Genomic DNA, 15058 nt, shown 5'->3' with positions numbered 1-15058 from the left:
GCGCCCGTGCACCACTCCGACCCCCGCCGGGCCCGGCGGACAGCCCGCGGCCCGCACCCCGACGAACCGAATGGGCGACTCCCCGATGGCCAATGAAGACAAGCTCCGCGACTACCTCAAGCGCGTCCTGAAGGACCTCGACGAAGCCCACACCAGGCTGCGCGACCTCGACGAGCAGGCCCGCGAGCCGATCGCGATCGTCGGGATGAGCTGCCGCTTCCCGGGCGGCGTCGACTCGCCCGAGGACCTCTGGCGGCTGGTCTGCGCCGGCGACGACGCGATCGCCGGCTTCCCCACCGACCGAGGCTGGGACCTCGACGCCCTGTACAGCCCCGACCCCGACGCGGAGGGCACCGCCTACACCCGCGAGGGCGGGTTCCTGGCCGACGCCGGGAGCTTCGACGCGGCCCTGTTCGGCATCTCCCCGCGCGAGGCGCTCGCCATGGACCCGCAGCAGCGCCTGCTGCTGGAGACCACCTGGGAGGTCTTCGAACGGGCCGGCATCGACCCGCACTCCCTCGCCGGCACCCGCACCGGCGTGTTCGTCGGCACCAACGGCCAGGACTACGTGCCGGTGCTGATGCGGGCCGCGGAGAGCTTCGAGGGCCACCTCGGCACCGGCAACACCGCCAGCGTGATGTCCGGCCGGCTCTCCTACGCCTTCGGCCTGGAGGGCCCGGCGGTCACCGTCGACACCGCCTGCTCCTCCTCGCTGGTGGCCCTGCACCTGGCGGCGCAGGCCCTGCGGGTCGGCGAGTGCACGCTCGCCGTCGCCGGCGGCATCACCGTGATGCCCAACCCCGGCACGTTGATCGAGTTCAGCCGCCAGCGGGGTCTCGCCGCCGACGGGCGCTGCAAGTCCTTCGCCGCTGCGGCGGACGGCACCAACATGGCCGAGGGCGTCGGCCTGCTGCTGGTCGAGCGGCTCTCCGACGCCCGCCGCAACGGGCACCGGGTGCTCGCCCTCGTCCCGGGCAGTGCGGTGAACCAGGACGGCGCGTCCAACGGCCTGACCGCCCCCAACGGGCCCTCGCAGCGCCGAGTCATCCAGCAGGCCCTGGCCGCCGCCCGGCTGACGCCCGACCAGATCGACGCCATCGAGGGCCACGGCACCGGCACCACCCTCGGCGACCCGATCGAGGCACAGGCACTGATCGCCGCCTACGGCCGGGGCCGCCCCGCGGAGCGGCCCGCCTACCTGGGCTCGGTGAAGTCGAACATCGGCCACACCCAGGCCGCCGCGGGCGTCGCGGGCGTCATCAAGATGGTGCTGGCGATGGAGCACGGCGTCCTGCCCCGGACCCTGCACGTGGACGAGCCGTCGCCGCACGTCGACTGGACGGCCGGTGCCGTCGAGCTGCTGACGGAGCACCGGCCCTGGCCGGAGACCGGGCGACCGCGCCGCGCCGCGGTCTCCTCCTTCGGTATCAGCGGCACCAACGCGCACGCCGTCCTGGAGCAGGCCCCCGCCGAAGACCCGGCCCCGCCGGAGCCCACCGCCCCGGTGGGGCCGCTGCCCTGGCTGCTCTCCGGCAAGAACGAGGCCGCGCTGCGCGCCCGCGCCGCCCAGCTGCGCGACCACCTCACCGGCCCCGCCGGCACCCGGGCGCCGCACCACCTCTCCTACTCGCTCGCCACCGGCCGGGCGGCACTCGACCGCCGGGCCGTGGTGATCGCCGCCGACCGCGCCGAGCTGCTGCGCGGCCTGGACGCCCTCGTCGAGGGCACCGCCGACGCGGCCCTCGTCCGCGGCACGGTCACCGAGGGCCGGCTCGCCTTCCTGTTCACCGGCCAGGGCAGTCAGCGGGCCGGCATGGGCGAGGAGCTGTACGCGGCGTACCCGGCGTACCGGGAGGCGTTCGATGCGGTCTGTGCCGAACTCGACCCGCTGCTGGACCGTCCGCTGCGCGAGGCGATCGCCGACCCGGCCCTGATCGACGGGACGGCGTACGCCCAGCCCGCGCTGTTCGCCCTGGAGGTGGCGCTGTTCCGCCTGCTGGAGTCGTGGGGGCTGCGCCCCGACCTGCTCGCCGGCCACTCCATCGGCGAGCTCGCCGCCGCGCACGTCGCCGGGGTGCTCTCGCTCCCCGACGCGGCCAGGCTGGTCGCGGCCCGCGGCCGGCTGATGCAGGCACTGCCGAGCGGCGGCGCGATGGTCGCCGTCGAGGCCGCCGAGGGCGAGGTGCTGCCGCTGCTGATCGGGCGCGAGCACGAGGTGGGCATCGCCGCCGTCAACGGCCCCCGCTCGGTGGTGCTCTCCGGCGAGGAGCAGGCGGTGCTGGAGGCCGCCGCCGACTGGACCGCGCAGGGCCGCCGGACCAAGCGGCTCACCGTCAGCCACGCGTTCCACTCGCCGCTGATCGCCGGCATGCTGGCGGACTTCCGCAAGGTCGCGGAGAGTCTGACGTACCGGGCGCCGCGGATCCCGATCGTCTCCACCCTCACCGGCCGGACGGCCGAGGCGGACGAGGTCTGCACCCCCGAGTACTGGGTCCGCCACGTCCGCGAGGCCGTCCGCTTCGCCGACGCTCTCGGCACGCTGGCCGCGGAGGGGGTGCGCACCTTCCTGGAGCTCGGCCCGGACGCCGTCCTGTCGGCGCTGGGCCCGGACGCCGTGGATGCCGAGGCTGCCTTCGTCCCCGCGCTGCGCGCCGGCCGGGCCGAGCCGCAGGCGCTGGTCGCCGCGCTCGGTGCGGCCCAGGTGCGCGGCGCGTCGGTGGACTGGCCGGCGTACTTCGCGGGGACCGGCGCGCACCATGTCGAGCTGCCGACCTACCCGTTCCAGCGCCGCCGGTACTGGCCGGAGACCGCGCCCGAGGACGGGCCGAGCGGCGCGGGGGTGGACGCCGCGTTCCGGGCCGCCGTCGAGCAGGAGGACCTGGCCACCCTGACGGCCCTCGTCGGCGTCGACGGCGAGCAGTCGTTCGGTGCGGCGCTGCCCGCGCTGGCCGCCTGGTTCCGGCGGCAGGACGCCCTGCCCCCGGCCCGGGCCGCGGCGCCGGCGCATGACCAAGCCGAGGAGGGCCCGACGCTGGCGGCCCGGCTGGCCCTCCTCCCGGAGGCCGAACGGGAGGGCGCCGTGCTGGCACTGGTGCGGGCCGAGGTGGCCGCCGTGCTCGGCTACCCCGGCCCGGAGGAGGTCGATCCCGGCCAGGCGTTCCGCGACCTCGGGCTGGACTCGCTGACGGCGGTGAACATGCGCAACAGCCTCGCCGAGGCCACCGGACTGGTCCTGCCGGCCTCGGTGGTCTACGACCGGCCGACGCCGGCCGCGCTCGCCGCGCACATCCGCCAGGAGCTCGCCCCGGACGGCAGCGGCGCGGGCGCCGACGTGCTGGCCGGGATCGACCGGCTGGAGGCCACGATGGCGGCGGCCGCGCCGGACGGCGTGACCCGCGCCCGGGTGCAGATGCGGCTGCAGGCGCTGGCCGCCCACTGGGCCGACAGCCCGTCACCCACCACCGCCGGTGAGGGCACGGCCGTCGACCTGACCGCTGTCGACGCCCTCGGGGCCGCCTCCGACGAGGAACTGTTCGCCTTCATCGACGACAGCCTCGCCTGACCGACCGCTCCGCTCCGCGAACGGAACCACCCGGGGCGACCGGTGCATCCGTTGCACCGGGCGCCCCACCGCCGTCCTACTCCTCCCCTGGCCCGCGGCCACTGCGACGAACCCGAGCGGGTCACCGACGAACTCGAACTCCGGGTGCAGGAGAAGGACTCGCCGGCTGCCGACGCCGAACTGCCGTACTGCCGGGCGCCCCCGGCGCTCGGCGGCGCCGGGTCACCGAGTCAGAGCTCGTGATCGAAGACCGCTGTGACGGGGGCGTGGTCGGACCAGCGCTCCGCATGGGAGGCCGGGCGCTCGACGTATGCCTCCGTGCAACGGCGGGCGATTCCAAAAGGGTTCACCCGTTCGAGTGTGGAGTGTTCGAGGGTGTCGGCTGGCCTGGGCGGTAGGGGATCTCCTGTGAGCAGGATGACAGCGTTGGCGCCGGTTCGGGCGGTGGTTGGTTCGCGTGTGTCGGACACGCACGGGGACGAGGGCAAGGTGTCGCACCTGGTGCAGGCGGAGTCGGCGACGCGGCACGCGGTCTCGAAGGAGTGGGAGATCGTGGGTTCCTTCGAGGATCTGGACGTCTCGGCGGAGGTCAATCCGTGGAAGCGTCCGGACCTTGGGCCGTGGCTGACCGAGCGGCAGGGCGAGTGGGACGCGATGGTGTGGGCGAAGGTCGACCGGGCGTTCCGTTCGGCGAAGGACTGCGCGGACGTGGCGCACTGGGCGGAGGAGAACCACAAGGTCCTGGTCCTCACCGACGACGGGATCACCCTGGACTACCGCGAGGGCCGCGAGTCGTCGTTCGGGAACGAGCTGGCGAAGGTCTTCCTGATGCTGGCGTCGATCTTCGCTGAGATGGAGCTCAAGCGGATCAAGGCCCGCGTCACGGCGGGCGCACAAGCACCCGCGCAAGACGGACCGGTGGGCCGGCGGCCAGCCGCCGTACGGGTACCGGATCGTGGACCGGCCCGGTGGCGGGCGGACGCTGGAGCCGGACCCGGTCACCTCGGAGGCTGTGCGGTACATGGGCAAGCTGCTCCTGGAGGGTCGGAGCCAGTGGACGATGGCCACGGCCCTGGAAGCCGCCGGCTTCGACACCCCCGCGACCCACGCGTACAAGAACCAGGGCGACACCTACACGAGTAAGGGCAAGACGCCGCCGTCGAACCACTGGAACCCCACCAGCGTAGGCAAGATCCTGCGCTCGCCAGCGACGATGGGTTTGAAGCTGACCGGCCGCTCCGTGAAGACGCGCAAGATCGCCCGCGACGCGAAGGGCCTGCCCATCCGCATGGCCAAGCCCCTGTTCACGGAGGAGGAGTGGGCCGCCGTCCAGGCGGCGATGGACGAGCGCTCGGTCACGAAGGAGCGCTCGAACGGCGCTTCACCCTGGCTGGGCGCGGCGCACTGCGACCGCTGCGGCGATCGGTTCTACCGGCAGGTGAATCTCGCCAAGAACGGAAAGATCTACGAGTACTACCGGTGCGCGAAGACGGCCGGCAAACCCGCCTGCAAGGGCCAGTCCGTCAAGGGCGAGCGCGTCACCGCCGCGATCACCGCCCTGGTGGAACGCTTGGCCGGCCTGGCGATGACGGTGCGCAGGTTCATCCCCGGCGAGGACCACACCGAACAGCTCAACCACGTCACCGTCGCGATGAAGGATCTCCGGGAGGAGAAGCGCCGCAACCTGTTCGACTACCCCGGCGGCGACGACGAGTACGCCGAAGCCCTCGAAACCCTCGTCGACGAACGCCGCCGCCTCGCCGCCCTCCCACAACGCCCCTCCGCCTGGGTCGAGGTCGAGACCGGCCAGACCTTCGCCGACGCCTGGACCCAAACCGACCAGGAAAGGCGCCGCCAACTCCTCCTCAGCCTCAAAGCCCGCCTCTACATGACACCCACCACAGACGGCTGGTACCTACCTGCCGAACTCGAAGCACGCGTGGGACAGCTGGAGTGCGCTGGCAGCTCGGCGGAGGTTGGGTGATCCGGGATCGTTGTGGACCCGAGACCTCCACGCCGGGGAGCTGCCGCTGGACAGGCCGGGGCCTACGACCCGCGAGGGGTACCGGGCAGATTAGGGTAGCTGGCCCAAGCGACCGGGTGTGGGGCTGCTGGCGAGGACGGCGGTCTATCAGCTGTCGGCGAGGTGACTGGCAAAGGGGATTCGGTGGGAGGGTTTGATGCGCGTGAACCGCGTGATCGGCATGAGCACTTCCCACCGGGCTCACCTCGACCTGGAGTTGTCCCTGGCAGTGGGGCCGTCAGGACGGACGGCACCGTTCAAAACAGGGTCGAGAACTCCGCGGTCGTCGGCAACGTCGTCCAAGCTGGCTCCATCGGCCAGCTGACGGTCGTACAGGTCCAAGGCCACGGCCGGATCGCGAGCGATGTGGTTGGTGCGCCGCTTCACGAGGTCACCGAGACCTTTGCGATCGAGCACCTTGGAGTGCAACGGAGCATTGCCACGGCGACCGAGCACGCCCGTGTCCTTCCGCTCTACATCCGTCGGCGCCACGACGAGGAACTGGAGCTTGCCGTTCAGCAAGCGCAGACCCGCAGCGTCATGCGGGTGTTGGTCGCGGACTCCAGCTGTGGGAAGACCCGGGCACTACAAGAGGCATTGCGGCATCTGCAGCCGGCCTCCCGATGGCGTTTGTGGCAGCCGCTGTCTTCCGAACAGTTCCTCAACGTGATCGGCACCAACCGTCTGGATCCCTACACAGTGCTGTGGCTGAACGAGTCGCAGCGCTACCTGGAAGGAGACCGTGGCGAGCGGGTAGGCGAAGAGCTTCGCCGGCTTCTGGCGGATGGCAACGGGCCAGTGCTGGTATTGGGTACGTTATGGAAGGAGCACTACCGGCGGTTGACCGCCCATGTGACTTCTCCAGACGCAGACCATCACGCGCAGGTGCGGGAACTGCTTGCCGGACGGTGTATCAGCGTCTCCGACAGATTCAGTGACGAGGAGCTGCAGCGGGCCGCGGAGCTGTCCCAGGACGACGGGCGGCTTGCCGAGGCCCTGCGGAACTCGGGAGGCCGGATCACCCAGTACCTGGCTGCAGGGCCGCTCCTGGTGGAACGCTATGAGCACGCAGCCCCGGCCGCGAGAGCCGTGATCGAGGCAGCGATGGACGCGCGACGGCTCGGCCACAGTCCCGACCTGCCCCTCTCTCTCCTGACGGAGGCTGCCCCCGACTACATGACGGACCCAGAGTGGAACCAGGTCGACGAGAACTGGAAGGAGCAGGCGCTCGCCTACGCCAGCGAATCGCTTCGTGGCGCCGACGGCGTACTGACCTTCATCCGTACCCGTCCGGGTAGAGCCCCTCACTCGCAGCCGCACTACCGGCTCGCCGACTACCTCGAACAGCACGCCCGGGCGAAGCGGAACTGCTGGTGCCCACCCGCCTCGTTCTGGACAGCCGCAATTGAGCACTGCGCGCGGTCAGAGGACCTGGAAGCACTTGCAGCCGCGGCACGAAACCGCCTACGGCTACGTACCGCCGCACACCTATACGGGCGGCTGGCGTTGGCCGATCCCGCCAAGGCCATCCTCGAGACGGGCATGATGATCCTGCTGAGCGGCCGACTACAACTCGCCGACTCCTGGTTCCGACTCGCCGCCAAGCTCGGCAGCACCGATGCCATGCGTCTTGTCGCCGGTCAGACAGGCGACCGAAACGAAGCCAGACACCTGTATGAACAGGCACGGAATGCCGGGGACAGGCATGCCTGGCAGATGCTGTCCAAGTGGCACCAGGACAACGGCGAGAGCGACAAAGCCCGGGAACTGGTGCAACAGGCTGCCGACGCCGGTGATGCAGCGGCTTTCCGGAGACTCGCTCTGGAAGCCAAGGAAGCCCAGAACTGGGCGGAAGCCGAGCAGTACTACCGACGCGCCATTGCCGCCGGCGACACACTCGCCTACCTGTCGTTGGCCAGCCTGATCGCCGACCGTGGGGACTCGGCACGTGCCGAACAGACCTTGCACGAGGCGGCCGAGGCCGGCGAAACCGTCGCCTTGGAGGTTCTCGCCCACAAGGCCGCGGAGGCCGGCGACTGGGCGCACGCTGAACAGCTGCTTCGCCAAGCCACCGCGCACTCCGCGCGCTCGGAAGACGCCGACTGGCTCCTCGCTCAGATGCGGGAAGAACTGAACGACGCCGAGGGCGCACTGCGCCTCTACGAAGCGCCCGCCTCCCAGAATCATCCGGAAGCCCTATTCGAACTCGCTCTGCACCACCGCCGGCAAGGCGACCTCCAATCGGCCGAAGACTTCTACCGCAAGGCCCATGCCGCCGGTATCACCGAGGCCCTTACATCAGCAGCTTTGATGTGGGTCGAAGACGCTTCCGACAACCGTGCCAACCGGGCCCGCGCGGACCGCCTCGCGCGCCAGGCCGCCGACGCCGGAGACGACACTGCGTTGCGCCAACTCGCAGTCCAGGCCCTCACGACAGCTCAATCGACGCAAGCGCGTCACCTGCTCACCTACGGACTCGAGCCGAACGGGACCCTGACAGACCCCTGGTAGAGACCCTGCGGGTGCCGTAAACCTGGTCCGTGCAGGTCATGCGACATGTCGGTACTCATGGAGTACGCCGCCGAGTCGGTCGCGTCGGCGTATGTCGAGGTACTCAACGTGGTCAGGCTCGAGTGTGCGGGGGAGTGCTCGCAGGGGTGCGGCACGCCGGCCAAGGCCCGGAGAGGGCGGCGCTGGGTGTAATACCGCTCGTACGTCCCCATTGCCCGGCGCAGGCGGGCCTCGTTCCGGATGGGGGTGTGGTCGAAGAACTCGGCGCGGAGCGTCTACAATCATCGCTCCGTGATCGCGTTCATGCGGGGCCCGGGTGAGCTGGACAGCTGACGCGCCACCGGGGGCATTCCGCAGGTCGCAGTGCACCCGGTAGGGATCCCCTTAACTGCATCGGCAGCGGTGCGGATGAACGAGGGGGCGCGTGATCCAGGAAAGCGGCCCTGGTCTCCGATGACGACCTCCCGCTGTCCTCCGCATCGATCTTCAGTGACCTTGACTGACGATTCGTCACAACTCGCCCAGGTCTCCGCCTACTTCGCCGACCGCCTGCTACCCCTCAAGCGCCCCTGGTACCTCCCCTTCTCCTGACCCGGCGCCTGATCCGGCCCCGGGGTATGGGCTCCGTGGCAGGATGAGGGAACAGGGCCGTCACACGGCCCGGTCACAGACCCTGAGCACGCTGCGTGAGCTCGCGCACCGTGCCCGCCTCGGGTACGCCGAGGCGGGTGAAGACGGCATGCGCCTCCTGGAGCCGGTCCAGGCCGGCCGCCGGGCGGTCAAGGCGCAGCAGGGCCTCGCCGAGGGCGGCGTTGGCGAGCGCCTGGCAGTAGGCGGCTTCCAGCCCCTCACCGATGGCGAGCGCCTCGGTGGCGGCTTCGGCGGCCTCGGCCGTTCCGTCTCCGGCGAGCAGGGCGGCGGCGAGGCGGGCGAGGGTGTAGCTCTCCCAGAGCCTCATCTCTTCGGAGCGGTACAGAGTCAGCGCCTCGCGCAGGCAGTCGACGGCCTCGCCAGGTGCTCCGGTCCTGTCGAGCGCGACGCCGAGCTGGTGGAGCGCATGCGCGAGCGCGACCGCACTGCCCGTGGCCCTGGCCGCCTCGACCGCGCCCCGTGCTGCTCGCAGTCCTGCCTCGGGCTGCCCGGATACCACGTAGGCCGTGGCCATGTTCGCCAGGATCCGGGTCTCGATCGCCACCGCTCCCCTGCTCCGGCTGATCTCCAGGGCCTTCTCGTAGAGCGGTAGGGCGTCACCGGTCCGATCGGTCATGCTGAGCACATTGGCGAGCCGGAAAGACACGATCGCTCGGAGCTGTGTCCCGTCCTGTGGCCCGAGGTGTCCGAGGCTCTCCCGGTACGCCACCTCGGCTTCCCCAAAGTCCCCCGCCTGGGCGTGCAAGTCTCCCTGGAGGTAACGGGTCCTGGCCAGCAGGGCAGACCCGCGCTGGTACTGCGCCGCCCGCTGGAGGAGGTCCGTCAAGTGCTGCATCGAGCCCCAGTCCGGTAGCAACTCACCCAGCGTGACGACGAGCTCCACTGCCGGGCCCACCGGACCGCTCCCGCTGCATGCGGCGTCAACAGCAGCGAGGATCAGGTACCGCTCGGAGGTGAGCCAGTCCCGGAGGCCCTGGCTCCCGCCGGTCAGGGCGAGCGGGGAGACGGGAAGATCGTAGAGCGGATCGGGCAGTTCGTCGCCCAGCCCGAGTTCCCGCACCGCCTCGCTCGCGGTGGCGAGCAGGACGTCGATCAGCCGGCGCAGCGCGGCGTTCCGTTCGCCGGTGTCGTCGACGAGCTCGTTCCGGTGCTGGGCGTAGAGCCGGAGCAGGTCGTGGTAGCGGTAGCGCCCGGGGGTGTAGCTGTCCAACAGGTTCGCCTCGACCAGGCTCTCGGCCAGGGCCTCGGCGGACTTCTCCGGCAGGTCCAGCAGAGCCGCGGCCGCGAACAGCGGCAGATCGGACGAGTCAACGAGGGAGAGCAGGCGGAAGGCTCGCGCCTCCTCCCGTGACAGTTGGTCGTAGCCAAGTCCGATCGTGGTCTCCACCGCCAGGTTCCCCAGCCTCAACTCATCGAGCCGACGCCGCTGGTCGGCCAGCCGCCGAGCCAGGTCGCTGACGCTCCAGCGCGGCCGGGCCGCCAGCCGGGTGGCAGCGACCCGCACGGCGAGCGGCAGGAACCCGCATGCGGTGACCACCGCAAAGGAAGCTTCCGGCTCGGCGGCGACCCTGGTCTCGCCGACGATGGCGGAGAACAGCGCCAGGGCCTCCTCCGGGACCAACTCCTCCACGTCCGAGATGGACGCGCCGGCCAGCGCGGACAGCCGTGAGCGGCTGGTGACCAGGACCGCGCTGCCGGAAGCTCCGGGGATGAGCGGACGCACCTGGTCCGCGTCCCGGGCGTTGTCCAGCACGATGAGCATCCGCCGGTCGGCCATCAGGGAACGGTAGAGCGCGAGGCGCTGCTCGGAGGAGTCCGGTGCCTCGACCATGCCCAGCGCGTACAGGAAGTCACCCAGCACGGTCGTCGGATCGGCCGGCGTCCCACCCGCGCCCCGCAGATCGGCGAACAGCTGACCGTCCGGGAACTCGGCCCGGACGGCGTGGGCGGCGTGCACCGCCAACGTGCTCTTCCCCACCCCGCCGATCCCGCACAGCACGTGCACCTGAACCACCGGCTCAGCAGCTCCTTCGAGCAAGGCCCTGCTCAGCTCACTGGCCAGCTGCGCCCGTCCGGTGAAGTCAGCGACACTAGGCGGGAGTTGTGCCGGTGCGGGCGGGGCCGGAGGGGCTGGTGGCTCCGAGCGGTGGGGGCTCGGCACCGGGTGGAGGAGTGAAGGGTCGGCCGAGAGGATCCGGGCATGCACGGACGCGAGCCCCGTACCCGGCTCGACGCCGAGTTCCTCGATCAGCAGCTTCCGGGTGTCGGCGTAGACGCGGAGTGCTTCGGCCTGGCGGCCGGCTCGGTAGAGGGCGACCATCAACAGCTCGCGCAGCCGCTCGCGCAGCGGGTGTTCGCGGGTCAGCCCGGTCAGCTCGGCGACGAGCTCGGCACCGGAGCCCAGGGCCAGTCGGGACTCGAAGCGGAGCTCCTGCCCGGCGACCCAGCTCTCCACCAGCCTGAGCCGCAGCGCGTCGATTCTGGGCCCGGGTAGGCTCACGAAGGGCCGGACGCCGCCCTCCCAGAGGCCCAGCGCCGCGGTGGCCGCCCGGACGGCCTCGGCGTGGTCCCCCGCTGTCCGGGCCGCCCTGGCTTCGGCGAGTCCGTCCTCGAAGACGTGCAGGTCGACGCTCTGCCGTGGCAGGCGCAGCGCGTAGCCGTCGCTCACGCTGACGAGCCGGCTCGCCGGCTGGCGCACCTCCCGTTGGGGTTCCAGGGCCGCCCTGAGCCGTGACACGTACGTCCGTAGCGCGGCGACGGCCTGCGCGGGCGGGTGGTACCCCCAGAGGCCCTCGACGAGTTCTTCCGTCGTGACCGGCTGGCCGAGCTGCGCGGCCAGGATCGCGAGCACGGCCTGCTGCTGGGGCGAGCCGAGCGGGACGGGGTTGCCGCCCAGCCAGGCCTGCACTGGGCCGAGCAGCGAGATCCGGGGCTCCTCCTCGGTGGACGGCTGCTTGGTCTTCTGCTTCGCCACCACAGCCGCCACGGCCACCGCCGCCTGCCCGCCATCGCTCCTGTCCCGCCGCAGCCGCCTGGCCTCGACCACCCGGCCCGTGCGCTCCAGGGCCTCCTCCAGTTGGCTGCGGAACCGCTGGTCCTCGGGGAACGCGGCCACTAGCGACCGCAGTTCGGGCAGCACCGTTTCGGCCCGGCCGTCCCGCAGGTCGACGTCGTTGCGCAGGGCCAGTGCCTCCAGGCGGAGTTCCTCCAGCCGACGCCGTTCGGTCTCCAGTCGCCCGTGTGCCCGGACGCCGGTCAGGGCCGGTCCGCTCCAGCAGTCCAGGGCGCGTTGGAGCAGGGTGGAGGCTTGCCTGGGCCGTCCTTCGGTGAGGGCTTCGCGGGCCCGGACCAGGTGGGCCCGGAACCGGGTGAGGTCCAGGTCGGTGGGGTTGATGTTGAGCGCGTAGCTCTCCAGGCCCGCGTGTCGGGTGACGGTGAACGGGGCTCCGGCCGCGCGCAGTTCGGTGCGCAGCCGGCTCACCGCGGTGTGCAGTTGTGCCCGGGCGTTCAGCGCGGCCCCGTCGCCCCAGATGTCCAGGACGAGCTGTTCGAGCCCGGTGGGTCGCCCGGGTGCGAGCAGCAGGGCGGCGAGCAGGGCGCGCCCGTTGGCTCCGCGGATCTTGACGGGTGCGCCGTCGACGGTCAGGGTCACGGGCCCGAGCAGCCGGGCGTCGACCGTCACCACTGTTCCTCCAGCGCGCCGGAGAGGACCAGTTCGCGTTGCCGCCGCAGCTGTTCCGGCACTCGCGCGTACTGCTGCTCCCAGCGCGCCAGTTCCTCGTCGAGGAGGGCGAGGGCTCGGCGGCGGGAGCCGATCAGGAAGAGTGCGGTGGAGAGCAGCACCACGATGACGTCGTTGCCGGGGTGTTCAAGGTTGAGCTGCTGGAGGTCGACGACGGCGTCGGAGACCGCGCCGGTCCTCATCCGGACCCGGGCCGCCCTGGTGCGGACGTCCTGGCAGAGGTCGACCAGCCCCTGGCGGATCGCCCGTACGTAGGGGGTGGGTTCCAGGTCGGCCAGCGGTTCGCCGCGCCACCGGGCCTGGGCGGTGATGCACATTTCCAGGGCGCCCTTGTAGTCGCCCTTGTCCTCCAGTTCCCGCCCCCGGTCGGCCCGCCGTTGGAAGACGAGGGCGTCCACCGCCTCGGCGTCGATGTGCAGGGCGTAGCTGGCCTGTTCAGGGGAGTAGCCCGGGTAGCCGGCCAGTTCCGTCGCCGGGGCGCCGGTCGGGATGTGTTCCCCGAGCCGGCGGCGCAGGTGGTGGACGTGCACCTGGATGGCGTCGATGGCGGTGGCGGGAGCCCCCGCGGGCCAGAGCCGGTCACGGATCACGGCGACCGGGACAGCCTGCGAGCGGGCGAGCAGCAGCAGCGCCAGCAGGGCGCGGCGCTGCGGCGGCCCGAGGCTGATCGGGGTGCCGGCCCGGCGGGCGCTCACCGGTCCCAGCAGGAGGAACTGAAGGTCTGTCGCCACCCAGGCACATTAACAGAGCACTCAGTAGTCGTTAAGTGCTATGGCAGAGTCGCCGTTTCGCTCCTGTTTAGCCCTTGCGGGGATACTGGATGCAGACGTCGTGTGACTCGTCCAGTTCGGCGTCCGTTGCAGGTGGGAGCCCTCGGGGGTGGTAGCCCGGGGGATCTCGCCTTTTCGTGCTTCCCCCAACACTGTTGTGGGTGATTCAACCTGAGCTAGCGTCAGCCCTGTCGTGCTACCGGACGGTTTACCCCTCCTACCAAGGGGTTTGCGTACTCCGCTCCGTCCGCCGTGCGACGCGCAACGAATCGGACTGGACACGTCACACCCAAAGGACCGAACAGCATGCAAGTTCAGACGTCCGCTCTGTTCACGGCCGGGGTCGTCACCCTGGCCTTCTTCGCCCTGGTGGGCTCCCTCGTGTGGATGCTGCGGGGGACGCGGCGACCTGTGGCCGTGCTGGCCGTGGTGGTCACGCTCCTCGGGGCGCTGCCCGCGATCCTGTACGTCTTCTCGGTGATCGCCACTTCGGCGGGCAGCACCGGCTGACCCGACGCCCCTGCGGCGCCACCCGAAGTACCTGAGGTAAATGAGGCACCCGAACCGCGCGCACTGCGCCGTCGCTCCGTCCTGGCGGAGCCGGCCGCCGGTGTCGCGCGGTTCGGTCGTTCCCGCCTGAGCGTTCCTGCGCAGCGACTCGAGGCAGGGCCCGAGCCGAAGGGCCCCATGCTCAAAGCTGCACTCATGATTGACATGAACCGCCCGAAGCAGCAAGGCGCTGTTTCGAAACTGTTCCAGGAGCTTCTGGCAGCAGTCGCAGCGCTCTCGTTCCGCGAGGAGACGTGGCGGGCCGAGCCACGGGGCGAAGATGCTCCCGCACACGGACATGGTGTACACGGCCTTCGGCCTCTACGGGGTGGCTACCCAGCCCGCTGGCTCAGTATTTTCGGCGGGGCTGGGAAGCGTATCGACGCCATCATGCGTTTCAGGAGGCTGATCAGCAGCATGCTCTCCTGCGAGATCAAGACCCATGAGACGGAGCTGCTCGCCGGGACCCCTTACCGCCCAGGCGTGTTCCAGGCATAGAAGGAGCTGGGCAGCGGTGTGGCCCAGGCGCAGAAGACCGCCAGCAAGGCTCAGCAGCTCATCTCCCGCGAATTCGTCGCCCGGACCTTGGAGGACGACGGCACCCCGATCGATATCGAACTGTCCGCCCCACGGCCCCGGCAGGTCTTGGTGATCGGGAGCCTGCAGGAGCTCATCCAGAACGGTGCCGTGAACCCGGAGAAGCTCAGCTCCTTCGAGCTGTACCGGACGACCATCCAGGACGTCGAGATCATCACGTTCGACGAGCTCTACCGGCGGGCATGCTTCATCGTCGAGGACCGCTGAGTCTGGTCAGCGTCAGCGCATCGGGTCGAGCTCCATCGCATGGGCATTGTGGCGGACACGTCGCCGCCCCTGGCGCAGAGCGTGTGGGCGATTAGCGTTTTGAGTTGCCGTGCGATGTGTTCCAGTGGCTGGAGGCTACGGTTGGCCCGGCACGTCGCGGTACCACCTCCGACGGCTGCGACGATGTGGCGCTGCACGACGCGGACACGGTGCGCGCTGGCCGCACGCTGACCTCACTGGAGCAGGTCCTGGTGGACGCGGCGGGCACAGTGCTGGACAAGACAGAGCTGGAGGAGTGGGCAAGGCGTACTGGGAAACGATGCAGACTGCGGCGCCGCGCACGCTGATCGTGCCGGAAGATTTCAAGTCCAGTGAGACGGTCGTGACGCTATGAGGTTTGTGGTGCGGGTTCCCTGCGCTTGGCCGGGTCGTTGATCCACGCCGTC

The 15058-nt window shown here is 70.8% G+C and carries 7 protein-coding genes and 3 pseudogenes; 7 read left to right on the top strand and 3 right to left on the bottom strand.

What is annotated here, in order from left to right:
* Positions 1-124: 124 nt before the first annotated feature.
* Positions 125-3562 (top strand): annotated as a pseudogene (locus tag ACZ52R_RS39300) (type I polyketide synthase); the annotation flags it as partial.
* 51 nt (positions 3563-3613) lie between these two features.
* Positions 3614-3805 (top strand): hypothetical protein, encoded by a 192-nt coding sequence (locus ACZ52R_RS39295; protein ID WP_465618805.1) that lies wholly within the window; start codon positions 3614-3616, stop codon positions 3803-3805.
* On the opposite strand, the pseudogene ACZ52R_RS39290 reads toward ACZ52R_RS39295, so the two are convergent.
* Positions 3793-3900: pseudogene (locus ACZ52R_RS39290) on the bottom strand (exodeoxyribonuclease III); the annotation flags it as partial. The gene ACZ52R_RS39295 and the pseudogene ACZ52R_RS39290 overlap by 13 nt on opposite strands.
* Before the next feature lie 79 nt (positions 3901-3979).
* Between ACZ52R_RS39290 and ACZ52R_RS39285 the strand changes: the two are divergent.
* The 3 genes and pseudogenes from ACZ52R_RS39285 to ACZ52R_RS39275 form a co-directional block, all read left to right on the top strand.
* A pseudogene (locus tag ACZ52R_RS39285) lies at positions 3980-4465 on the top strand (recombinase family protein); the annotation flags it as partial.
* Positions 4466-4517: 52 nt separating this feature from the next.
* Positions 4518-5546, top strand: coding sequence for a recombinase family protein (locus ACZ52R_RS39280; protein WP_465755168.1), 1029 nt, complete (start codon positions 4518-4520; stop codon positions 5544-5546).
* A 183-nt stretch (positions 5547-5729) separates the two neighbouring features.
* Positions 5730-8096 (top strand): tetratricopeptide repeat protein, encoded by a 2367-nt coding sequence (locus tag ACZ52R_RS39275; protein WP_465755167.1) that lies wholly within the window; start codon positions 5730-5732, stop codon positions 8094-8096.
* A gap of 664 nt (positions 8097-8760) precedes the next feature.
* Here the strand turns inward: ACZ52R_RS39275 and ACZ52R_RS39270 are convergent.
* Positions 8761-12429 carry an AfsR/SARP family transcriptional regulator gene (locus tag ACZ52R_RS39270; protein WP_465755166.1) on the bottom strand — a complete coding sequence of 1223 codons (3669 nt, stop codon included), beginning with the start codon at positions 12427-12429 and terminating at the stop codon, positions 8761-8763.
* A complete protein-coding gene (locus ACZ52R_RS39265) occupies positions 12426-13220 on the bottom strand; it encodes an AfsR/SARP family transcriptional regulator (protein ID WP_465755165.1) in 795 nt (264 codons plus the stop codon). Before ACZ52R_RS39265 ends, ACZ52R_RS39270 begins: the two co-directional genes overlap by 4 nt.
* Positions 13221-13565: 345 nt before the next feature.
* Here ACZ52R_RS39265 and ACZ52R_RS39260 point away from each other — a divergent pair, with 345 nt between their 5' ends.
* Complete coding sequence (locus tag ACZ52R_RS39260) at positions 13566-13769, top strand: hypothetical protein (RefSeq protein WP_465755164.1); 204 nt, start codon at positions 13566-13568, stop codon at positions 13767-13769.
* A gap of 543 nt (positions 13770-14312) precedes the next feature.
* On the top strand, positions 14313-14612 hold the full coding sequence (locus ACZ52R_RS39255) for a Shedu anti-phage system protein SduA domain-containing protein (RefSeq protein WP_465755170.1): 300 nt from the start codon (positions 14313-14315) through the stop codon (positions 14610-14612).
* The last annotated feature ends 446 nt before the right edge of the window (positions 14613-15058 follow it).

The organism is Kitasatospora sp. NPDC034023, assembly GCF_055575795.1.
This window is presented reverse-complemented; position numbering and strand designations above follow the sequence as displayed.

What these genes read in the sequence shown, in the direction of transcription:
- ACZ52R_RS39260 (WP_465755164.1), top strand. Translation starts at nt 13,566, where the DNA reads ATGCAAGTTCAGACGTCCGCTCTGTTCACGGCCGGGGTCGTCACCCTG.